This window comes from Paenibacillus sp. FSL R5-0810 (assembly GCF_038002285.1).
In the GTDB taxonomy this organism is placed as follows: domain Bacteria; phylum Bacillota; class Bacilli; order Paenibacillales; family Paenibacillaceae; genus Paenibacillus_AQ; species Paenibacillus_AQ lactis.
Genome location: NZ_JBBOCF010000001.1, coordinates 4,064,023 through 4,084,655 on the forward strand (window position 1 = coordinate 4,064,023; position 20,633 = coordinate 4,084,655).

Consider the following 20,633-nt stretch of genomic DNA (forward strand, 5'->3'; position numbering starts at 1 on the left):
TTATTTTTAGATCAACGTCCGTACAGCTCGTTCGATACTCCCAGCCTCCAATTGTTCTAACCGGTAATACCGCGCTTGCATCGCTTCCGCCAGCTTGCGGGCATAGCCGAATCGTACTACACCATCCTCCGTATCGATCACAAGTGTGCGTATGCCAGCCGCTGCGATGCGTTGTGCAGCTTGCAGGCTTTCCTGCCATGGATCACCTGCCGCTTCTGCGCTGACGTTCGCCTTTCCATCGGTCATGACGATCATCGCGGGGATGAGTCCACTTCTTCTATTTAACAAAGGGCGGATCGCCATAAGTCCCTTTTCCAGTCCAATACCTAGCGGAGTTTTCCCGCCAGCTGGCAGCGTCCTCAATTTGCGTTCCGCGAGCTCTACACTGCGTGTCAACCCGAGCAGCAATTCAGCTTGTTGATCGCGAAAGGCAATCAAGCCCACATGGTCACGCTGCCGGTACGCATCACGAAGTAAAGACAATACCGCACCTTTGACAGCCTTCATTCTCTTATTTGCATTCATCGAACCGCTGGCATCGACGACGAATAGCAAAGCAGTTCCTGTCTTGTTTTCCCTAACCTTCACACGCACATCACTCGGCTCAATCCATAGCTTTAAGTTCGTGTTATATGAACTTGATTGTTGCTTACGTATCCGCTGAAAGGGAGCCGCCATACGAAGCGTGGCATCAAACGCAATGTCTCTTAGAGGGCCGCGTGGCATCGCAGCCCGCACATATCGACCGTTTACCGTTCCTACTGACGCTTGATTTCGTTTCCCAGTTTGCGCTTGTTTCATTGGATGCGGCGAGGTAAAGACGAATGGCTGCACAGCGATTTCCCGTCCAACGGCTTCCACTACAGCCCGCGCCTCTGAGGAAAGAGATTGTCTACTATCGGCTTCGCCGTTGTGGTCGCCCCCAAGTTGTGCAGGCGAAGCGAATTGTGACCGGTCAACTTGCTCGCCGTTTGTCGCATTATTCTCTCCTTCCGCTTGGCTTTCTCTTTGGCTTTCCTTATCGCGATGCGATCCTGGTGATGGATGATCGCCATTCGAATCATGCTTCGTTTGCTCTTGATCCGGCAAGTCTCCAGGCGACTTCCCTCGCGACACTTCCGGTTGAGATGCTGCACGCATCCGGTGCGGCAGCACAAAGCCCGCCGCTTCTTGCAGATGTTCCTGTGTCGTCTCGCTAAGACCCTCCCAAGCTGTGATCGTACGGACCGCTTCGATCAGCAGGATGTCCGCGCGGTGTCCCAGACAGCCAGCTTCCTCAGCGATTTCGGCAGCCAAACGTAGCAGCTCTCCATCAATATGTACAGCAGGCAGCCGAGTCCTAGCCGCTGCGATACGTGCTCTCAATTCCTTCGTTTCCGATTCATAAGCTAGGCGAAACGACTCAGGATCTTGTTCGAAGGCGAGCAAGCGGCTTGCGATTTCCGTTCGCTCCGCAAGGTCCGCCGAGGTTTCCAGTCGCACATATAGCCCGCAGCGATCAAACATCGCCGGCAGCGGCTTCCTATCGTCCGGACTCATAGCTGCGAACAAGCAGAATGCTGCACTGTCAAGGCCACTTCTTCGCTCAGAGCTCTTGCGGACATGCCCATGCGCGGGCTCGCCCGCCACATTGTCGCCAGCAGTCAGGACCGCTTTCATTAACCTTTCGGGCATGATATGTGCATTGTCTACCGTGACGATGTGCCCATCCGCAGCTGCAAGCAAGCCGGGTACAAACGTTCGTTTGCCGCTGCGGACAGCAGCTGCCATATCCCAGTCGCCCCAAAGCCGTTCCTCATCCACGTTCAAAGGAATGTTAATGACGTTAAGTTCCGGCAGAAGCTCTGTAACACCATGGATGAGCGTGGACTTCGCCGTTCCTGGTGGGCCTGCCAGCAGCACCCCCTTTAATCCCGGATTTACAGCATGAAGCAGCAGCGCCTTTTGCGCACGTTCTTGACCGACTACAGCACAGAACGGATACAAGTGAGGCTTAACTTGCATGGGTGACCTCGGACAGAAGGTCGCCGAGCAGCTCGCGTATCGTCTCGTGGTCATATGCTCCCTCTTCGAACGGCCGCTTGCGCATGCGATGCGGCATCACCATCATCGCCGCTTCTACCATATCGTCTGCCACGATCTGCGTTCTTCCCTGGAATGCAGCCATCGCCATGGCGGTTTTCATTAACATGATATCCGCACGATGTCCGTCTACCTTCAGCCGAATGCCGACTGCGGCGGTCCATTTCAGTAACTCCTCGGACGGTTTGATCTGCTCGAGCAGCTGACGCGCTCGTTCTATCCGTTCCCGAAGCTCTAGTTGTTGCGGCTCATAACGTCTTCGGAATTCGTCTGGATCTGCTTCGAATGCTAGGCGCCGGCGAATGACCTCCATTCGGCTCTCCACATCTCGTTCCCCATTCACCTCTACTGAAAGCGCGAAGCGATCCAGCAGCTGCGGCCGCAGCTCCCCTTCCTCCGGGTTCATCGTACCGATCAAGATAAAGCGGCTCGGATGCGAGTAGGAGACGCCTTCTCGCTCAACGGTGTTCACCCCCATGGCTGCTGCGTCGAGCAGCGCATCGACGATCGCATCATCGAGTAGATTGATTTCATCCACGTACAAAATATGTCCATGCGCCTTCGCTAACAGTCCCGGCTCGAACTTTTTCTCTCCTTCTCGAATCGCATGCTCGATATCCAATGTGCCGACGACGCGATCCTCCGTAGCATGTACGGGCAAATTCACGACGCTCAGCTCCGGCATTAAGTCCGCGATTGCGCGTACGGCCGTCGATTTGGCTGTGCCTTTCTCCCCGCGGATCAAGATGCCGCCGAGCTTCCGATTGACAAGATTAAGCAGCAGCCCTTTGCGCATCAAGTTCTGTCCGACGATTGCCGCGAATGGATATACGTCTGCTTTCCCCTCCATGTTGATCCTCTCCTTTGTAAATGTATTAGACATTCGTTATTTGACTGCCGCGATTGCGGGTTGAGCTGAGAAATCCACCGCTTCAAGCAGCCCTTCGATATGGCAATGCATGCGACCGCTTCGATCATCCCTTCCCACGCTCGCTCTTACACCAAATACATCGCGCAACATGCGATCGGTGATGACTTGCTCCGGCGACCCGCTGGCATACATTCCGCCTGCACGCATCACCAACAATTCATCGGAGCAAGCTGCAGCATGGTTGAGGTCATGCAGGACCATGACGATCGTGATGCCATATTTGCGATTTAAGTTATGGACTAGCTCCATAACCTCCCACTGGTGATTGACATCGAGATAGGTCGTCGGTTCATCTAATAAGATGAGCCCCGATTGCTGTGCCAAGGTCATGGCAATCCATACGCGTTGCCGTTCTCCGCCGGATAAGTTAGACAGCTTTCGCTCCGCGAAGGGTAGCGTTCCGGTCTGAGCCATGGCCCATTCGACAATCTTCTCGTCTTCCTTGCGCTTTGCGCCCCATACAGGCTGATGAGGAAAACGTCCGTAACTGACCAGCGAACGCACGGACACGTCCGGCAGAGATGCCTGACTTTGCTGAAGCATTGCCATATGCCGTGCCAACTGCCGACGGGGATAGCTGTCGAGCAGTCTGCCTTGCAAGAGCACCTTTCCTTGCGCAGGCTTTAATTGACCGGCGCAAGTTTTGAGCAAGGTGCTTTTGCCGCTGCCATTCGGACCGATAATGCTGTAAATTTTTCCGACCTCCACCTGCCAATTCAGCGAATCCAGCACCGTACGGTTGTGAAGCCTCACGGACACGTCTTCCAAGCGTAACAACGTCATCGCGCTTCCCTCCTTAGCAAATATAGAAAGAACGGCGCCCCCAAAGCTCCCATCATAATGCCGACCGGCAGCTCCAAAGGAGCAAACATCAAGCGGGCGAGTGTATCGCAAAATGTCACAACGGCCGCTCCAAGCAGCACGGATGCAGGAAGTAAGAACCGATAATCACTGCCGATCAGCAAGCGGGCTGAATGCGGAACGATCAGACCGACGAAGCCGAGCAGGCCGACGACGCTGACCGCGCTTGCGGCAAGCAAGGTAGCGAGCGCCGTCAGGAAGAAGCGAGCTGCTTCCACCGACAAGCCGAGGCCGCGTGCATTGGAATCACCAAGGGCAAGTATATTCAAATGTGAACTGCCAATGAACGCCAGGCTCATGCCAATGAGCGAATAAGGCAGAATGATTTCAAGCTCTGGCCAGCTTTTGGCGGACAAGCCGCCAACCATAAACACGAGGGCACCGTTCACCCGATCGCTGAAGAAAATTAACAATGCGGAGATGCCGGAGCCGAGAAAGGCGGACACGGCCACGCCTGCAAGTATGAGGCGCACCGGCTGTACACCGTCCTTCCAGGCAAGCAAATAAATGATGGCAGCAGCTCCGGAAGCGCCAAGAAAAGCGATTGGTGTCAGCATCGACCATAGATGAGGAAATAAAATGAGAACGATGATGCCGAATAATCCTGCTCCAGATGACACGCCGATGATGTGCGGATCTGCCAGCGAGTTCCGCATCACGCCTTGCAAGAGCGCACCGGACAGTGCCAGATTAGCTCCAACGAGCATGCCCACTAACGTTCGAGGCAGCCGAATGTTCCACACAATTTCCTTCATTGGACCGTCATAACCGTGAAAGACATATAACCAAATCTCTGACAACGAAATGCGGACTGCTCCGGTACCGATGCTGAATCCAGTAGCGAGGATTGCCGCAGCCGTCAAAGCGACAATGACAAGAATGCCTTTGGACATCGGAATACGGAAAGCATTAATGACCATTCTCATATGTATCCGGATAAACAAGCTTAGCCAAATATTCGACTGATTCACTTAATCGAAATCCCGGGTTTGAGAGAAACCGATCAGACGGCAAGATGACCATACGGTTTTCCTTCACAGCACGCAGCGATGTCCATGCAGGTTGGCTGGCCAGATCGGATTGAATTTTCTTCTCCCCATCTTCTCGCGCCCCGTGGATCAGAATAAAAACATAATCCGGATTTAGCTCGACGATTTTTTCCAGACTAAATGGTGCAGTCGACGGACTGTCGCTTGCTGCTTCCCATGTTTCCGCCAAATTGTTCATATGCAGCATAGTTGCGACCTCGATTCCGACGGTATCTTGCCGCTGCACAGAAAGGCTGTTAGGGGTCACGTTCAGCATGATGAAAGTTGGTGCATCACTGGCCGGTACCCGGGCAGTCCATTCACGAATTTCCTGATCCAAATCGGCAAGTGCTTCCCTAGCTTTGTTTTCCGTCCCAGAGAGCTGACCGAACAACACCGCTTTTTGTTGCAAATCTGCATATGTACTCAGATTGAACAGGGCGAACGGCACGTTACTCGCATCCAAAATCGCCGTTAACTCACGGTGAAACACCACAGAGCCGATCACGAGATCAGGCTTTAAAGCAAGTAGCTTCTCCGTATTGACGGTCGTCATTCCCCCGACTTCTTCGATTCGCTCCGCCTCATCCGGCACCGTTCCACCCGGTGATGTGGCGTGGGCAATGGCGTGACCGTCAACCGAATAAAGCAAATCCAATAGCTGCGGCGATAGGACGATGATGCGCTGTGGTTGCTCAGGCAGCCGAATCTCCCTTCCAGTGTCGTCTTCGAACGTGAGAAACGACTCCCTTTCCTCCGCATCATGAACAGATACAGGTCTAGACTCCGCTGACGGCGATAACTCCAATGCATCACGATTATTGTCGCTCGCAGGATTGGACGGCGCTGCACAACCGGATACGAACATAACTCCTGCTAGCAGTCCTCCGCTCCATTGGCGAAGTAAATTTTGCCGCTTGTATGCATGCATCACTTTGAACCTCCTGTCTTTTGATTCATACAACACTTCACTCAAAATGATGTTAATCGTAATCATTACGATTAACTCATGCATATTGTAACAGCGACTACTTTTATATGTCAACCACTTCGTAATGTTTACTATTAATTTTTTGAAAATCAAAAGGACTTGACGGTTACAAAGGTTCCACAAGGTTTAGGTGGGAGGATGGCAAATATGCTGTAACGCCACCTCTATCGATGCCCCACCCTTTAATGCGTAGCTTGCAAATACATGACGGAATGTATGGCTAGTAAAATCAATTAATTCGTTGTTCTTATCTCGGATATTATGCTGTTTAATCCATGGTCGCAAATGATTCTTATTCCAATTTGAATGCGAAGCCAATCCAACCGGGTAGCCTTTTTTGCTTCTATTTCTTGACAGGAACAAATATGGAAGCCCTGATTCCTTTTGTAACGGCACTGCATATTCTTTGATTTTATCCAATGCGTATACTACTAGTTGATTCGCTGGCTTTGAAACCTCTACTGGTTCGGGACTCAACTTTCCAGTTGAATAAATTAGCATCGTATCGCCGCCTACTTGCTTGATTGAGGCGCTATAAATAGTGATCAACTCACTAATACGCAGTCCCAATTGAGTCAATATATTTAACTTATAATGTTATGTATTTTTTCGATTGAAACACTTACCCTTAGGATAAGCAGGGAGGTTGTAAATCGATGTCTGATTTAAAAAAACTGATCGGTGAAAAAATTCGTAGCATACGTAATAAAAAAAATCTGACCTTACTTCAATTAAGCCAAATAACAGGGCAACAAACCTCATATTTAACCGAAGTTGAACTTGGAAAAAGAAATCTATCCATTGATTCATTGGAAAAAATCATGGACGCTCTTAACATAAAGCCAGGAAATCTTTTAGATTTTCGAGAAATCGATCCAGATTCTCAGGAATTTGAGACCAGAACTGTCCTTGAGGTCCACTATCAATTTCTATTAGGGAAGAAGAGCGAAGATGTAAAGATGATCCATAAGGTAACAACGGAGATTTTCAAATCAATAGATGCCGCAGCGAGGTCTGAATAGCCATTTTTTATCGCCATTAACACAAAAAGAGCGTTTTCTTTTTTACACGGGATTTCGCTCTTGTATTTTCTTTAACTGTACCTGCCAATAATCGCTTCAATAATTTGTAAGTTTTAAGAGCTGACAGTATCCCTATGCAACGCTTAGCCTTGTTTTAATTTGGTCTAATGTTGCCTCACTTTTGGCTTGGTTGTAAATATATTCAATCATGTCGTGCTTTTTCTGGATACGGTAGTGATGTAACCCATCGTTTAAACTTCCTTGGCTGTCATACTGGTAATATAACGTAGAAAACATGAGCAGGGTCAAGTAACGATCAATCGCCTGAGTAGATCGAACCTGGTAACGATCCATGGCCGGTTGTACTTTCGCAGTTCGAAAATACGTTTCAATGTCCCAACGTTTGCTGTAATAGCATAGAATCTCTTCATTGCTCAGTGAAATATCCGTGCTCAGAAAGGCCTTCATCAGCTTAGATTCAAAGCCATCTCCCTCTTTCCAACATAGGAGCAGGGCGGCATTTTCCAAGAGATTGAGCTTCCCTTCATAGCGATATACTCGGTAAGCGGAGGAGCCGATCGTTCTCCAGACCTTCAGCTCCTTTAAAATACCCAATTGGACAACCAACCAGCCTAGGTTATAACCAGGTTTCTGAAAATCCCGATCTCAAAAGTAAAAAAAGCGCTTGAAAACCCAAACGCTAGGTGTTATTCATGATAAAATGGCGGCGAAATCCCTTTAAGCACTTAGTTCCAGAAATACTGCATCCGCGTATACCCGACATCCCATGCTTTCATGTCGCCCTTAATCGTGATCTTCAGCTCATCCCCCGGCTCAAGCGGAATCTTGAATAGCGAAGGGAACAGATCAGGATGAGTACGCTGAAGTTCTCCAGAATTGCTCATGATCTCCCTGTCATCCCGAGTAACACTGATACTACCGGAATAATCCGTTGGTTCGGGGCATCCGTAATCGAAGGAGAAAATCGTCTGTCCCTCAGACTTGTACGTGAACGTTCTGGAATCTCCGCCTTCAGCGCCATATAGGTTATAGCGGAGCGGTATCTTCTGTCCGTTGATTTGAATACTGTCCGGTTTGTCTCCGGTGGATGAATTGCCCGAGTTGTCCGTCCATTCAGTGATCGCCACAAACGGACCCTCTACTTTAGTTGTTATTTTGTCTACCGCCGCCCCTAATCCCCATAAAGCTATAAAAAGAACCATACCCGATATAGCCGTTGCCACCAGATTGCGCCCGAGGCTCCGGTAACGGAAACCAAGCTTGTACGCCCCAAAACCGAGGGCTGCTCCAATCGAATTCTGAAGAGCGTCGTTGATATCGAAGCTGCCCAGGAATGTAAGGGCCTGGATCGTTTCCAGCACAAGAATCGCGATGAAGAATAAGATGATGAACCGGACAAAGCTGACCCGGTATAGCCATGGAATCAATATACCGAAAGGAATAAACGCAATAGTGTTCCCGAAAGCCACCATACTCATTAGGTTGGGATGCAGGAGATCAGCTGGAGACGGCAAACTAATAAAGTTCTCCGGCATGAAAATAAAGGTGTAGCTGGAAATTTGCTCCGAAGCCTCTCCTCTGCCGAAAGCGAAGAACATAAAATAAAGTACAATAATGGTATAGACAATAGTTGCGGTTAGTAAAATTTTGCGTTGTTTGACCATGCTTAACTCCTCCACTCTATTTTTCCACTTGTCACTATAACCTACTTGCCTGTTTCATGAAACCCCCACCCCTTAGCTTGATTAACTTTACTTGCCCAAATTCAGTTCTATGAAATGTAAAAAGAGACACCCTTGACTCTCTGACCAACCACTCCACGCAGAGGAGAACATGATATGTCTCATACGTTTATCACAACAAAATCATTGGAACAATCGGTCGGAACAATGGAAACTTCCGCTCCCCTGCATGATACACGCCGCTCATGCTTACTTGATGCAGGGTTTGAACCGGTGATCCGACTTATAGACGTCCGCATTACACACAAGAGCTAAGCATCGCAAGGCATGTAGAATTCAAGGCAATATCTTCACCCAGCGATTAGTTTCTGAAGTATTTGGCGAGTCATGAATGTGATCGGTCGGTCTTCGCAAATCATGTTCCAGATTTATTGTGTTATTCGCTTTTGCTTCATCCAGCAGGGCGGCCATTAACTTCTAGTATTCTTGGTAAGTCTGATCCGACCTCTTGGCTTACTTCCGCAAATTTTGAAGCAAGAAACGCCGGAATCCCCGGTTGTTCTTCATTTCACCGAATTACACTTTCCACCTCGATCATGCGCCGGACGGAAAGTTCACGACCTTCCTCGCTCTGAAGTTCTTCACGTGCTTTTGCCTTTTAGCCAAGATAAGTCATTTCTCACTTTAATCTCGCGATTCCCTTGCGCTTTGCTGCAACGCTCCTTAAGTGGGCAACCTTCAAGTCTGCACATCGGTAGTAACGCATTTGTACTTCATACACGCTTTCATTTTTTTGTATGCTCTCGCGCAGAAGTGAAGCGCGCATGGGCTTAATGACTGCAGGCGGCTCATTCAGGTTACAAAAGGGCGAGGGAGTGGGTATGGGTGAAGGAGTTTACGTCCGCCCTTTGAACGTCGTGTTGTACTCTTCTAACCTTTTCCAAGAACACGACGTTCAAGAGCGACCAGAACTCGTTCCCCCTCCCGACAACTGCAAGATTATAAAAGAGGGATCTGTCCCTAGTCATTTATGACTTTGAGACAGCCCCTTAAAATTAGAGTAGTAACCCGTAGTGCTTGATTTTACAACTTTTCCTCTAGATGGTTCAGTTATGACCGTTATTCCAACACCTCCACATTCGCATAAGGAGATTTTGATGACTCTAACAGGGGCTGCGACACCCCTTTCAGATGCATGTCGAAAAACGCGGTAATGTAATCGCGTTGTGCCGCAAGCGCCTGTTCCGGCTCGACGATTCCAACACTCCCCTGGACGACTTGAGGAGAAAGGCTCAGCTTACTGCTTATTTGCGGCAGCAGATATTGTTGATCGGTGAACGTATAATGCGCCCCGTTCGGTATCGCTACATCTAGTTTCCACCCGCTCGACTCGTTCCAGAACGATGCCCTATCCTCCGCCGTGAGATGGGAATCCACCTCTCCCTCGTCGGTAAAACCAGCATTCATTAGTAAAAACGGGCGGTCAAGTCCATGCTGAGCAACCGGAAGCAGGTGGTTGGGTAAATAGCCCATCGAGCCATCCATATCGATACCGGCGCCGATTCGCTCATCTTCATACATCGCCTGGGCAGCCGTTGCGCCGCCAGCAGAATGACCAAAAATGCCGATTCTAGATAAGTCCAGTGCAAGGTCCAACCCTTCAGGCAGCTCACGTTTCGCATGATCCGGATTGTTCCCTTCCTTGAGCGCCTCCAGTCGATCCAGTACAAACCGGACATCATCAACCCTGACGCTCATCATTTTCAGTACCGTATCCGCCCCGAAATCAGGCAATTGCTCGGTCTCTATTCTCCCTTCGGGAAACTCGACGACCGTTGTCTCATATGTGTGGTCAATGGTCACAACGACATAGCCATTACTGGCCAATTCCTGAACGTTAATCGTACCTAGACTTCTCGGAACAGATCCGCCCGGAGAATATATGATGACAGGCCAGCCCTTCTCTCCGTGCTCTGCGGGTGCGTTCAGCGAAGCATGAACGCCGATGTTGGATAGATCGATTCGGCCGGGCTCTACTCCGATTGTCGGCATGACGGTTTCGTCGTAAAATGCAGCTGCGTTTGGCGGTATATATTTGGCTTTCTGGCCAACCTCCCGGGTGGCCGGGTACCAGATACTGATCATAAGCTCCCGCTTTCGATCCTTTACCCAAGGATCGGCTCGGTCGATATCTGTCAAGTGGAGCTCCGTCACGCCCACTGGCATCTCGCCAGTCGGCTCAGGTAACGTGATGTGAATCCGTTCACCGGTATGCGGTTCGTCGTATTGTACTGGCGGTTCCGCCAAGATGAACAGGCTAACGGCCGCAACCATTACGGCTGCTGAGGCGAACATGGCGAACCTAACCTTACGAGCAGACTCCCCGTTGATAAACTTTATGATAGAATTTACTGTGATCATGTAATATGTCATATAGATCACCATAAACAATCCAACGCAAACCAATATTGGAAGCAGGAGATTTATACCACCCATTCCTCCGAAGAGCTTCCGCAGCCAGTTAAAGATAATCAAATAATGACCGAGGCCGACCAACAGCGGCAACAAGAAGATCAGTGCGTTCTGTTTCAGGATCGTAGCGGCGATTTCCTTGTGGCTCACGCCGATTTTTTTCAATATCTCATAGCGAGAACGATCGTTCGTCGCCTCCGTCAACTGTTTAAAGTATAGGATACTGCCCGTTGCGAGAAGGAACATCACACCCAAAAACCCTAGAATGAAAACATTGAAAGCTGCATTCTCGATGCCGAGGCGATACACGGAATAATAGGTCGACAGCTTCATTTCTGATGTCTGTATAGCTGCAAGCGCATCAGCGGTCGCCTTCGTATTCTTCTGGTCCTGAACGATGTAACCAACATATTGCTCGGTAGGAACTTGCGCTTCCAGCATGCGAAATGTATCGTCCGCAACGACGACCATAATATCCGGATAATGCCAATTGAGAACACGTTCAATCGTCATGCCTGCAAATGCTAAATTAACGTTCCCATTAGGCAAATCCAGGGTGATGGTTTCTCCTGCATAATCCGCCCATTCGTAATCGGTATACATGGGGCGAATCGCGATCACTTGATCTGATTCGTTCAGCGTTAACCGGTCAAGACTCAGTGCCTCCGCTACGCGATTATATTCGCTGGCCGATATCACTTTCACCGGATGCTCGGCTGCCTTGCGCTCACGATCAGACAAGATTTCGTCACTTGACGCTTCGCCGCTCAGATGGATGACCGGAATCGACATCTTGGCTTTCACGGGATGTGCATTGTCGCCACGTATGATCTCCTCGATCTTTTGATCGACTTCGTCATCCTGCGCTATATGCATGTAACTGAAAGGTGCCGTTACACGTGCCGTGTGCTCGTAAGCGTAGTAAGTGCTGAAACCGAAACTGAAGGCGCATAATGCGATAGCGGACAAGATGGAAATGACGCTTAGTGTACGTGCATTCCCTTTCATTCGGTACACCAGGTTGGAAATCATGATTAGGTTCATGCCCTTGTAATAATGGGACTTCCGCCTCTTGGCGTATTTCAGCAGGTAAATAACGAGCGATGAAAAAAGCAAGAAAGTTCCTGCGATGATGCCGACGGTCATGACGCCCAGGTTCGTAAAGATCTGTTCATTATTTTCAAAATTCCGAAGTCCAAATCCGTAGCCGACGATGAGCAACGCGACCGCGGCGGCAGCGGGAACGATCGACGCCCTCGGTTCCTGCTCCCCTTCCTGCTCTGCGCGGAACAATTCGATAAGCTTGAATCGATAGACCAATCGATAAGCTTGTATAGAAGTTATTGTAATTAGTATAAGAAATATAACCACAGTGGTAAGCACCGCAGGAAGGGAGAACGTGATTCCGACATCGACAGCTACTCCCAATAAGCGCATTAAAATCATGGCAAACAGCTTCGACAATAGCGTACCGGCCACAATGCCGAGAACCAGGACGCCGGCTCCAATTGTCATATTTTCATAGAACAGCATCCGGCCGATTGTTTTTTTTGGAAAACCTAATAAAGCATATAGCCCGACTTCTTTTTTTCGTTTGTGGGTAAAAAATTGGCCAGAGTACATCATAAAGACGGATACAAACAATACCAGGATGATTGATCCAACCATGAACACAGATTGCATGCTATCTGAAGATTCGACAGCCTCGACTACCTGCGTACTATATTGTAGTGAAGCAAAGACATAAAATATGGCGACGCTTGCGAACATGGAAAATAAATATATGAAATAGTTGCGAAGATTACCTTTTATTTTTCTTGGCCAACTCAAATAACGTCATCCGTACGCCCTCCAAGCACCGTCAACACATCCAGTATCTTTTTAAAGAATGCTTGTCGCGGTGTCGTTCCTTTGACGATCTCGGCAAAAATGACACCGTCTTTTAGAAAGAGAACTCGACTGCAGTAGCTTGCCGCTAATGCATCATGAGTCACCATCAGAATGGTCGCATGCTCTTGTTCGTTCAGTTCATTTAGCGCCTCTAGCAGGCTGGCCGCAGCTTTAGAATCCAGCGCTCCCGTCGGTTCGTCGGCCAGAATCAGTCGCGGACGCGTCACAATGGCACGGCAGGCAGCAGTTCGCTGTTTCTGACCTCCGGAGATTTGGTAAGGGTATTTTTCTAGAATATGCTTGATGTTAAATCGTTCCGCAATGGCAGACACTCTGTTCTCCAATTCGTCGACCGATATACCGGACAACGCGAGGGGGAGCAGAATGTTTTCCTTGACCGTCAACGTATCCAGCAAATTATAGTCTTGAAAAATGAATCCTAGCTTGGATCGCCGAAAAGCCGATAACTGCGCCTCGTTCATTTGAAGAACGTTTTCCCCGTCGATCACGATGCTGCCGGAGGTCGGTTCATCGATGGTGGCGGCCATATGAAGCAGTGTTGTCTTCCCGGAGCCCGATGGCCCCATAATGCCGACAAATTCTCCTTCGCCTATGCACATATCGATCCCGTGAAGCACCGGCACGACGTTCCCTTTATTCCCATAACTTTTCGTTAACGCTTTTATTTCAATAACCGTTTCCACTGTATCTTTCCTCCCTGCTTTCCCTTTTTCAATTTCCATCGTACCATGCCGGTGACTAGTTATCCTTACGCTGAACTTACGTTTTTCTACTGGCGAGCTTACATTTTTGTCACGGTACTAGTTGCAGTAGTGTTAGCCGAATTAAGATATAATAGGATTAAGGATATGGAGGCGTATGGAATGAAGATGAAGATAATGATCGTAGAAGACGACCCGACTATTCGGGGGTTAATCGGCGAGACCGTCGGGAAGTGGGGATACGAATCCGTGACCAATTTCAAGACATCCTTGTCGTCCTGCAAATAGACAAACGGGTTATAGCCATGCGAACGATGCGGGTGAATCAGGTCCAGCACTTTGATGTCATAGCCTTTGGCTTTAAGCAGATGACCGGTGTCCCGCAATATTTCCCCCTTTGGGTCCAGAACGACATAAGAGGTCGAGGCTTGCATCACATTCGGCTTAGCATAGAACCGTGTTTTGCCCGCGCCGGAGCCGCCGACAACCAACACGTTCAGGTTCCGGCGATGCTTGCGGCCATCCAGACCGATTTTGACCCGCTGCGTCAAAATTTTGTTTTGTTCCGTCCGTCTGTCTCGATACTTGGCATTGACGGTTTTCGCTCGGCCCCAGCGGGCGCTGCCGTGCTCTTCCCGCCGACGATAATTCCGTGGTGTCGCCAAATAAACCCCAGCGCAAAGCCCATAGATCAGCGCAAAAATCAACAAGCAGCGGGGCGTATCGTCCACCCACTCTATGTTAAGCGGCTGGCGCATCGCCGTGCTGAGATGGACCAACATACTCGGCAATCCTTCTGACCATGCGGGAGCAACCAACAGTGCCAACCAGATGACGGGAATAAAAAAAGCCGCAAAGAGTATCAAATTACTCCTTGCGGCTTCATCGCGTTTCATAATGCCTCCAGCGCTTTTTATTTAGAAGTGGGGCATCAATCATTTTTAACAATAAATCATCCACGGCATCCGTCGGTCGTTTCTCACCGATTAAGTCATTTCGTAACGCATTCAGCGCATGGACGACTATCCCGTGCTCATAATGATTCAAAGACAAGATTCGTTCCTGTTTTTTCATAGCACTCCCTCCAGACAAAACTTAGCGAACCGGATCGTATCGTTTAGGCTGGCGCTGTTGTGACAGGTTCCGGTTCATTCTCTGGGATGTTTGTTGAAAAGCTTCCTTCATGAGCGTCAACTCGGCACGAACTTGCTGCGGTTCCAACCCGTTCCACTTCTCCGGCGCTCGATCAAAGCGGAAGGTGTCGGTTGCAACACCAAATTGCCTGCACAACATATAAGAAGCGGAGTAGGCAACAAACTCGTTATCTGAGCGGTTGTACCGTCCATCGCCACGATCCAGTTCAGCATGTGTCAGTTCTTGGGCAAGCGCTCGAAAAATATCGCCGGCCTCAAGCCCGCGACGAATGGTAATGTTTTTTGTATCTGGCTGATAGAACGCGTGCTTTACCGATGGCAACGCATCACCAATGCCAATCGGAACAGGGGCGAGGTCAATTAACGCTTTAATACGGGCGCGATCATCCGGGAATGCCGGTTCTTCCCGTTTCAACGCGGCGGTCGTTTGCGCAATATCAAACATCTTTTTCGGATTGTAGCTGATACCGGTGCTGCCATCCTGCTTTTGATAGGTTTCGCCCGGTTCCAGAATGTAAAACCCTGTTTCCTTTCGACGAATGAATACCCCTTGTTCCTTCCATGTGTCAAAATCGGCAATGCGAGTCGCGTTTGGCCGCTGCGCCAGAATCAGCAACGCATTGGCCACGCTATAGCGGTCAAAGCGGCTCTGGACATCCAAATATTGCTGGAACGCCTCACCGTTCTGCATCACCGACAAGGTGGTGGCATCAATCGTATCATATGTCCATTGCCGCAGCTCCTGTTTCTTTTGCACCCATGCTTCTTTATCGAAGGATGGTTCGGTTGTACGGAAAGAAGAGGAAGCCGCAGCATCCTGTCGGAATAAATCATCCAGTTCGCTCATTTGGCTTTCCCTCGCTTTCGTCCTTTTGCTTTGTTGGCTTGTTGTTTATCGGCGGCTATCCGCTCCTTTCGAGACGGCAACGGTTCCGCTTGTTCCCGCGGCTGTCTGTCTTTCTCCCATATCCTTTGCTGCCGGTTCTCTTCGCGTATTTCCCGCAATAATTGACGGACGGACACTCGCTCCGGCTCTTGACGAGAAGGTGGATCAGTATCCCTTGCGGTAACCTCGTTGCGCTCGAAGGTATTCTCGGACGGATGGGACGTTTCCGCCGGTTCCTTCTCCGCTGTTGAATGGTCGTCCTCCGATGGAGTCGGCTCCGGCAGTTCGGACTTTCCCATCAATTCATCCAACAAGTCGTCCGTATTCCTTTCTTCTGCGATTTCCTTCGACAGCTCTTGTTCCTGAACTTGCTCGTGACCTGGTTCATGTCCTTGTTCCACAGCAGGAGCTTCGGACATTCCATTGGATTTTTCAATTTCACTCTTAATTTTGGCGGTATCCACAGTGGCCAAGTGGAAACGCTCCACGATCCGATTGATTTTGGACGCATCCTCCGCCCGGACCATCACATCGCACATCCCGTCCACGTTCTTTTTGTCGCGCAAAGCACAGTACAACACGCCATACCGCTTGGCTTCCTTGCAGAAGGTTGCCAGGTCTTCGTTCTTGACCGCAAATACCTTTAATTCTTTCCCACTGCGCAGCAAACTCTCCAACCGGATGCTGCCCTTTGTTCGTTTTTGTCCTTGCAAGGCCGCAAACAAATATACCGCCAAATGCTTAGCGCCTTCGCCGGAAATCTTGGCCATGACTTCGATGCTTTTCAAGCTCATGTTGACAACCTGATTGGCGGCTTCCGTTTCGGTACTCATCGAAAATTTCCTCCTTTCGATCCTGTGCGCCACTTCTGTTTAACGTCTCTCGTAATTCTCCTGATCGCTCCAAAATGCCTTGAACCAGCTTCACCTCCTTTCGAAGCGAGGCAAGCCGTTTAGAACAAACAGCAATTTGCGTTTTGTATTGTTCTCGCTGGCCAGCATCCTTGCAGCGGCGAATTCGGTTGTACAACGACTTGCGCTTCAGGTGCAGGGATTGGATCTGTTCCTCCAACCTGTCACGGAAAGCGAGAAGCTCCTCTTGATGGGTGAGGCGATACTTGCATAGCAGCTTGGTTTGCTCCATCAATACCGACAAGTGTCTCAAATCCTCCCGAAGTCTAAAGGATGGCTTTTTGACAGGCTTTCGTTTTCTAGGAAGCACACCCATTTCAAACAAGTAGCGGATATATAAAGCTTGCAAGCCGCGCAATTTGCGACCAGACCGAACATGGCTCTTACACATGGCACGTCGTCTGCGGACATGGGATGGCCTTTCCCGTTCAGGTATTCGGTTTCGCAATATTCGCTGCTTGATCGCTTCCTCGGTATAGCCATCGCCTAGACTGCGCAAACGGACAAAGCGTGTCTTTCCAGGCGGCCGTATCGCCATATGTTTAACCGCCGTTTTTAGCTCATAACCTTGCTTTTGTAAATGGGCAAAAAACTGTGTCATCGTCATGGAAGATGCAATAGCCTGATCGATGTCCTGCCGGATTAGCCCTCTCCATGTTGGCTTTCGCTCACGTTCCGCTTTCCATTCTCCATAATGCTTGGCTTTGCCCGATTCGGGATGCTCGATCACCGACAAGTGATGTTCCTGGCAAAGCCGGTCGGATGTCTGTCTCAGCAGGGCATAGGAAGCTTTGTTGTCGTAATACCGTTTCCCATCCACAAAGGAAACCGAGTTTAACACAAAGTGATTGTGCACATGCTGTTTATCCAAATGGGTCGATATGACGACTTCAAAGCGCTCCCCCCACAACTCCTGTGCCAGTTTAACACCGATGGTATGGGCGATTTGCGGCGTTGTCTCACCCGGCGCAAACGCTTGATAGGCGTGAAAGGCCAATATGCCGTCCGTCTTAAAAAACTGCCGCTTCGTCCGCTGCATCTGCTCATAAGCCGTTGACGGATCGCAGTTGACACCGCTGACATATAGTTGCTTCTCCGTCTTGGCATCCGCCTGTGTATATACGAGTACCTGCTCCAAACCTCCGCCTTCGCTACGTTCTGCTGTCTTGTCAGGATTTGCGGCGTAATCCAGCACCCGCTTAAGCCTGTCGGTCACACCCCAGATTGCGGTCGTTGCCACGCGAAATTCCCCCCTTACGGCGGATGCACATTTGGATTCACTGGTGGTCTTCGTTCCGGTTCGGTTACAGACTGTTGAATCTGCTGGACTGCGCGGCGCAAGCGGTCGGCTTCCACCTGAAATGCAGCCCGTTCTAGATGTCCAGTCGTATGGGCCTTCACAGTGAGTTGATTCAGGTTATTCCCAATAGCGTTTAGTTCACGCATCATCGCGAAATAATCCAGGGGCGGTAGCGGTTTGGGAGTATACCCATTGATCAGTGCCCGAATGTACGCTTCCCGAGAAAGTCCCGTTTTTTTCACTTCTCTCATAAGGCGAGCATGCTCGCTTTCATTTAAGCGAACCAGAAAAGAGATTGGTCGTTTCCTCATTAGCATCACCCCTTTCCGAAAATGAGCTACCGACAGAAAATCTCATCGCCGCGGGACAATTCGAGCATCGAGGCAATAGCATCGTGCGAACGGGGTCTTAGGGGCTATGCCCCTAACAAGCGAATTTGGATATCCAAATTCAGTGCTTGCTACAACACGAGACAGTCGTCTCGCGTTGCCTTCAAGGCACCTGCCGGGAAAAAGAGAGGGACCCAAAAAACACAAAAAAGACGCCGATCCGCTCAGCGCCTTCCTTCGAACTTTTTTGTTATCTCACCAACCAGCGATAATCCTGACGGCAGTCTACAATGTAATCGACATACACGATTTCATCCTGAATTTGATATAACACCAGATACCATTTTTCCACGAACATCTTGTGATACTTGTTTGACGGGATAAATTCCGCTTCCAGAAAAGGATAGCGCTCCGGCATTCGCGCCAAGGAACGTATCGCTTGCAGTAATTCGTTTTTCGTTTTTCGCGCGGCATCCGGACTTTTCTCCGCAAGAAATCGCACATGAGTCGCCAGCATTTGGCGGGCGCGATCGGAGACGATGATCTTATAACGGGGCATCTTTTCCATGCTGCACCTCGTCAATAATGCCCTCCAGGTAAGCGTCCAGTTCATCCGGCGTCACGCCAACACGGCCCGCCAAACGATCTTCTTGCACAGCGAGCAGTTCTTCACGCAGCTTTAACATCTTCTCGCGACGGGAAAACGTATCAATGTCCATTACGACAAGATCGCCTTCACCGTTCTTGGTCAGATAAACCGGTTCCCCGGATGTTTTGCATAGATCGGCGATTTCATTATAGTTTTGCCGGATACTGGCGGAAGGTTTGATAATCATCTTGGTCACTCCTTGCATAGCTGTATATTGATTTTATTATACCTATTACATGCTATACAATCAATGCGGCTGCACTTATCCCCATATATTCACATCTTATCCACATGATGTGAAAATTTTCCGTAGCCCAGAAAGAAAAGACGCCAACCGTTCAGCGTCTACCGCTATCGGGATGGTTCACCGCGTCTTCTTCGGAATTCCATCAAATCGTTGTTTACATCCTTTCCGAACTTAGGCGGCTCATCGGATATGAGAAGGGCGGGGGAGAGGAGCCTCTGTATCGTGGCTGCCGCCAATCGCCCCGGCTCATCATTGTCCAGGTGCAGGACAAGTCGATTCACCTGGGGAAAGCACTGCAAGTAATGCGTTAGGGCAGACGGGGGAGTAGAGTCCTCCCCATTTGTCCTGGGCCTGTATATTCCGGCCAGCGACAGCTTATGCGCCTGCCGCCAATCCCGGCCAGCGAGATGTTCCAGCGTACAGTAGGATAAGAGATCAATAGCGCTCTCAAACAGATGCAGTTCCGTACAGTTTCCCGAGGCCGGAATGGAAAACGAATACCGCTTGTCGCTGCCAGCGGCTTCCCCCATATAACGAGTGCTTGTCGTACCGCGTATCGCCGCATAGCGCGGCGTTCCTTGCTGGTCGAAACCGACGAATACCGCGTTGTGATAGCGGCGGCTTTCATACAAACGCCCCGTTTCGAGACAGTAGTCGATCAACGTGCGATGGATACCACGTTTGCTGAGATAGGCCATGACGCGATGCGATGTACGATTCGGTTCAGGAAGTTCAAACCGCGCTGGAGATGAGCGTTGTTGCAAAGATTGCGAAAATGCAGGTGCGCTGCCTGGATGAACGCCTTCCATTTGCAGCACCGCATCGGGAAAAGACATGCCCCGCACTTTGATCAAATAGTCCAGCGCCGAGCGCCCGCCGATCCCCCTTGACCACCAGTACCATTTACCGTTGGAAATTTTCAAGCTGTCGTGTGTCCGGGTGGTGTAGACATTGCGGGAGCATCGGACCAGTTCTGCCGGCTCGTACATTTGCAAATATGTGAGCAGGTCCAGTCTTTTGGCACGTTCGATCTGTTCCTTGTTTACATAGCTCATTGCCGCAGCTCCTTTTGGAAATCCAGGCAGCGTCCGATGGGGTTATGGTTCATCGTGCCTTACCCCTCTTTTTGGGGTACGTATAAGCTCTGCCTTCCTTCAACTTCGTAACGCCTTTCTTGTTCATGAATGCGTCTAAATCGCCTTCATGAACTTGACTGGTCACCCCGTTTGAGTCGCGGATGTAATAATACGTGTCGCCAAATCCGTTTTTCTCTTTGGATATCAACTCCAACGATGGCACGGTTTCTCCCTCCTTGATCAAGCTGGTTCCGTAACCAAAAGGCGGCAAAATCGGACAAAAGCATCCGCCGCTTGGGCTGGCATACAACATGTTCATTCCTCCGGAAACGAGAAAAGGACCCCAAAACCGGAGTCCCATTCGTCATGAAATTGATAA

21 protein-coding genes and 1 pseudogene are annotated in these 20,633 nt (G+C 49.8%); 1 reads left to right on the forward strand and 21 read right to left on the reverse strand.

The window, feature by feature from the left end:
- Positions 1-6: 6 nt before the first annotated feature.
- The 6 genes from MKX76_RS18135 to MKX76_RS18160 form a co-directional block, all read right to left on the reverse strand.
- Positions 7-2,058, reverse strand: coding sequence for a VWA domain-containing protein (locus tag MKX76_RS18135; RefSeq protein WP_083832636.1), 2,052 nt, complete (start codon positions 2,056-2,058; stop codon positions 7-9).
- Positions 1,994-2,932: an ATP-binding protein gene (locus tag MKX76_RS18140; protein WP_055109564.1), complete on the reverse strand. Its 939-nt coding sequence runs from the start codon at positions 2,930-2,932 to the stop codon at positions 1,994-1,996. Before MKX76_RS18140 ends, MKX76_RS18135 begins: the two co-directional genes overlap by 65 nt.
- Before the next feature lie 36 nt (positions 2,933-2,968).
- The gene (locus MKX76_RS18145) at positions 2,969-3,796 is read right to left on the reverse strand and encodes an ABC transporter ATP-binding protein (protein WP_055109566.1); all 828 of its coding nucleotides are present in this window, start codon (positions 3,794-3,796) and stop codon (positions 2,969-2,971) included.
- Positions 3,793-4,794, reverse strand: a complete 1,002-nt coding sequence (locus MKX76_RS18150) for a FecCD family ABC transporter permease (RefSeq protein ID WP_341034373.1) — start codon at positions 4,792-4,794, stop codon at positions 3,793-3,795. Before MKX76_RS18150 ends, MKX76_RS18145 begins: the two co-directional genes overlap by 4 nt.
- Positions 4,784-5,899 (reverse strand): ABC transporter substrate-binding protein, encoded by a 1,116-nt coding sequence (locus MKX76_RS18155; RefSeq protein WP_341034374.1) that lies wholly within the window; start codon positions 5,897-5,899, stop codon positions 4,784-4,786. The genes MKX76_RS18150 and MKX76_RS18155 overlap by 11 nt, the downstream gene beginning before the upstream one ends.
- Before the next feature lie 120 nt (positions 5,900-6,019).
- Positions 6,020-6,472, reverse strand: coding sequence for a site-specific integrase (locus MKX76_RS18160; protein WP_074048690.1), 453 nt, complete (start codon positions 6,470-6,472; stop codon positions 6,020-6,022).
- 77 nt (positions 6,473-6,549) lie between these two features.
- On the opposite strand from MKX76_RS18160, the gene MKX76_RS18165 reads away from it, so the two are divergent.
- Complete coding sequence (locus MKX76_RS18165; RefSeq protein WP_055109574.1) at positions 6,550-6,915, forward strand: helix-turn-helix domain-containing protein; 366 nt, start codon at positions 6,550-6,552, stop codon at positions 6,913-6,915.
- Between the two features lie 132 nt (positions 6,916-7,047).
- On the opposite strand, the gene MKX76_RS18170 is transcribed toward MKX76_RS18165, so the two are convergent.
- The 15 genes and pseudogenes from MKX76_RS18170 to MKX76_RS18235 form a co-directional block, all read right to left on the reverse strand.
- Complete coding sequence (locus MKX76_RS18170) at positions 7,048-7,530, reverse strand: hypothetical protein (protein WP_341034376.1); 483 nt, start codon at positions 7,528-7,530, stop codon at positions 7,048-7,050.
- Between the two features lie 131 nt (positions 7,531-7,661).
- Positions 7,662-8,600, reverse strand: coding sequence for a VanZ family protein (locus MKX76_RS18175; protein WP_095397594.1), 939 nt, complete (start codon positions 8,598-8,600; stop codon positions 7,662-7,664).
- 534 nt (positions 8,601-9,134) lie between these two features.
- Positions 9,135-9,423, reverse strand: a pseudogene (locus tag MKX76_RS29775) (transposase); the annotation flags it as partial.
- Between the two features lie 314 nt (positions 9,424-9,737).
- Positions 9,738-12,758 (reverse strand): FtsX-like permease family protein, encoded by a 3,021-nt coding sequence (locus MKX76_RS18180; RefSeq protein WP_341034377.1) that lies wholly within the window; start codon positions 12,756-12,758, stop codon positions 9,738-9,740.
- A 158-nt stretch (positions 12,759-12,916) separates the two neighbouring features.
- The gene (locus MKX76_RS18185) at positions 12,917-13,684 is read right to left on the reverse strand and encodes an ABC transporter ATP-binding protein (protein WP_007130972.1); all 768 of its coding nucleotides are present in this window, start codon (positions 13,682-13,684) and stop codon (positions 12,917-12,919) included.
- Positions 13,685-13,782: 98 nt separating this feature from the next.
- Entirely contained in the window at positions 13,783-14,484 is a 702-nt protein-coding gene (locus MKX76_RS18190) for a type IV secretory system conjugative DNA transfer family protein (RefSeq protein WP_244152735.1), read from the reverse strand.
- A 100-nt stretch (positions 14,485-14,584) separates the two neighbouring features.
- Positions 14,585-14,776: a hypothetical protein gene (locus MKX76_RS18195; protein ID WP_007130974.1), complete on the reverse strand. Its 192-nt coding sequence runs from the start codon at positions 14,774-14,776 to the stop codon at positions 14,585-14,587.
- Between the two features lie 21 nt (positions 14,777-14,797).
- The gene (locus MKX76_RS18200) at positions 14,798-15,703 is read right to left on the reverse strand and encodes a hypothetical protein (protein ID WP_007130975.1); all 906 of its coding nucleotides are present in this window, start codon (positions 15,701-15,703) and stop codon (positions 14,798-14,800) included.
- Positions 15,700-16,575: a PcfB family protein gene (locus tag MKX76_RS18205; RefSeq protein WP_040739002.1), complete on the reverse strand. Its 876-nt coding sequence runs from the start codon at positions 16,573-16,575 to the stop codon at positions 15,700-15,702. Before MKX76_RS18205 ends, MKX76_RS18200 begins: the two co-directional genes overlap by 4 nt.
- On the reverse strand, positions 16,484-17,893 hold the full coding sequence (locus MKX76_RS18210) for a relaxase/mobilization nuclease domain-containing protein (protein ID WP_007130977.1): 1,410 nt from the start codon (positions 17,891-17,893) through the stop codon (positions 16,484-16,486). Before MKX76_RS18210 ends, MKX76_RS18205 begins: the two co-directional genes overlap by 92 nt.
- A 14-nt stretch (positions 17,894-17,907) precedes the next feature.
- Entirely contained in the window at positions 17,908-18,264 is a 357-nt protein-coding gene (locus MKX76_RS18215) for a plasmid mobilization protein (protein ID WP_040739004.1), read from the reverse strand.
- Positions 18,265-18,532: 268 nt separating this feature from the next.
- Entirely contained in the window at positions 18,533-18,850 is a 318-nt protein-coding gene (locus tag MKX76_RS18220; RefSeq protein WP_007130979.1) for a type II toxin-antitoxin system RelE/ParE family toxin, read from the reverse strand.
- Positions 18,828-19,118 carry a type II toxin-antitoxin system Phd/YefM family antitoxin gene (locus MKX76_RS18225; RefSeq protein WP_007130980.1) on the reverse strand — a complete coding sequence of 97 codons (291 nt, stop codon included), beginning with the start codon at positions 19,116-19,118 and terminating at the stop codon, positions 18,828-18,830. The genes MKX76_RS18220 and MKX76_RS18225 overlap by 23 nt, the downstream gene beginning before the upstream one ends.
- Before the next feature lie 164 nt (positions 19,119-19,282).
- The gene (locus MKX76_RS18230; RefSeq protein ID WP_007130981.1) at positions 19,283-20,233 is read right to left on the reverse strand and encodes a DUF3991 domain-containing protein; all 951 of its coding nucleotides are present in this window, start codon (positions 20,231-20,233) and stop codon (positions 19,283-19,285) included.
- A 49-nt stretch (positions 20,234-20,282) separates the two neighbouring features.
- Positions 20,283-20,567 (reverse strand): hypothetical protein, encoded by a 285-nt coding sequence (locus MKX76_RS18235; protein WP_007130982.1) that lies wholly within the window; start codon positions 20,565-20,567, stop codon positions 20,283-20,285.
- Between the last annotated feature and the right edge of the window lie 66 nt (positions 20,568-20,633).

Excerpts from the sequence above, each read along its gene's own strand:
- MKX76_RS18135 (WP_083832636.1), bottom strand. The coding sequence starts at position 2,058 with ATGACCACGAGACGATACGCGAGCTGCTCGGCGACCTTCTGTCCGAGG.
- MKX76_RS18140 (WP_055109564.1), bottom strand. The coding sequence starts at position 2,932 with ATGGAGGGGAAAGCAGACGTATATCCATTCGCGGCAATCGTCGGACAG.
- MKX76_RS18145 (WP_055109566.1), bottom strand. The coding sequence starts at position 3,796 with ATGACGTTGTTACGCTTGGAAGACGTGTCCGTGAGGCTTCACAACCGT.
- MKX76_RS18150 (WP_341034373.1), bottom strand. The coding sequence starts at position 4,794 with ATGGTCATTAATGCTTTCCGTATTCCGATGTCCAAAGGCATTCTTGTC.
- MKX76_RS18155 (WP_341034374.1), bottom strand. The coding sequence starts at position 5,899 with ATGATTACGATTAACATCATTTTGAGTGAAGTGTTGTATGAATCAAAA.
- MKX76_RS18165 (WP_055109574.1), top strand. The coding sequence starts at position 6,550 with ATGTCTGATTTAAAAAAACTGATCGGTGAAAAAATTCGTAGCATACGT.
- MKX76_RS18175 (WP_095397594.1), bottom strand. The coding sequence starts at position 8,600 with ATGGTCAAACAACGCAAAATTTTACTAACCGCAACTATTGTCTATACC.
- MKX76_RS18180 (WP_341034377.1), bottom strand. The coding sequence starts at position 12,758 with ATGGTTGGATCAATCATCCTGGTATTGTTTGTATCCGTCTTTATGATG.
- MKX76_RS18190 (WP_244152735.1), bottom strand. The coding sequence starts at position 14,484 with ATGTTGGTCCATCTCAGCACGGCGATGCGCCAGCCGCTTAACATAGAG.
- MKX76_RS18195 (WP_007130974.1), bottom strand. The coding sequence starts at position 14,776 with ATGAAAAAACAGGAACGAATCTTGTCTTTGAATCATTATGAGCACGGG.
- MKX76_RS18200 (WP_007130975.1), bottom strand. The coding sequence starts at position 15,703 with ATGAGCGAACTGGATGATTTATTCCGACAGGATGCTGCGGCTTCCTCT.
- MKX76_RS18205 (WP_040739002.1), bottom strand. The coding sequence starts at position 16,575 with ATGAGTACCGAAACGGAAGCCGCCAATCAGGTTGTCAACATGAGCTTG.
- MKX76_RS18215 (WP_040739004.1), bottom strand. The coding sequence starts at position 18,264 with ATGAGGAAACGACCAATCTCTTTTCTGGTTCGCTTAAATGAAAGCGAG.
- MKX76_RS18220 (WP_007130979.1), bottom strand. The coding sequence starts at position 18,850 with ATGGAAAAGATGCCCCGTTATAAGATCATCGTCTCCGATCGCGCCCGC.
- MKX76_RS18225 (WP_007130980.1), bottom strand. The coding sequence starts at position 19,118 with ATGATTATCAAACCTTCCGCCAGTATCCGGCAAAACTATAATGAAATC.
- MKX76_RS18230 (WP_007130981.1), bottom strand. The coding sequence starts at position 20,233 with ATGAGCTATGTAAACAAGGAACAGATCGAACGTGCCAAAAGACTGGAC.
- MKX76_RS18235 (WP_007130982.1), bottom strand. The coding sequence starts at position 20,567 with ATGTTGTATGCCAGCCCAAGCGGCGGATGCTTTTGTCCGATTTTGCCG.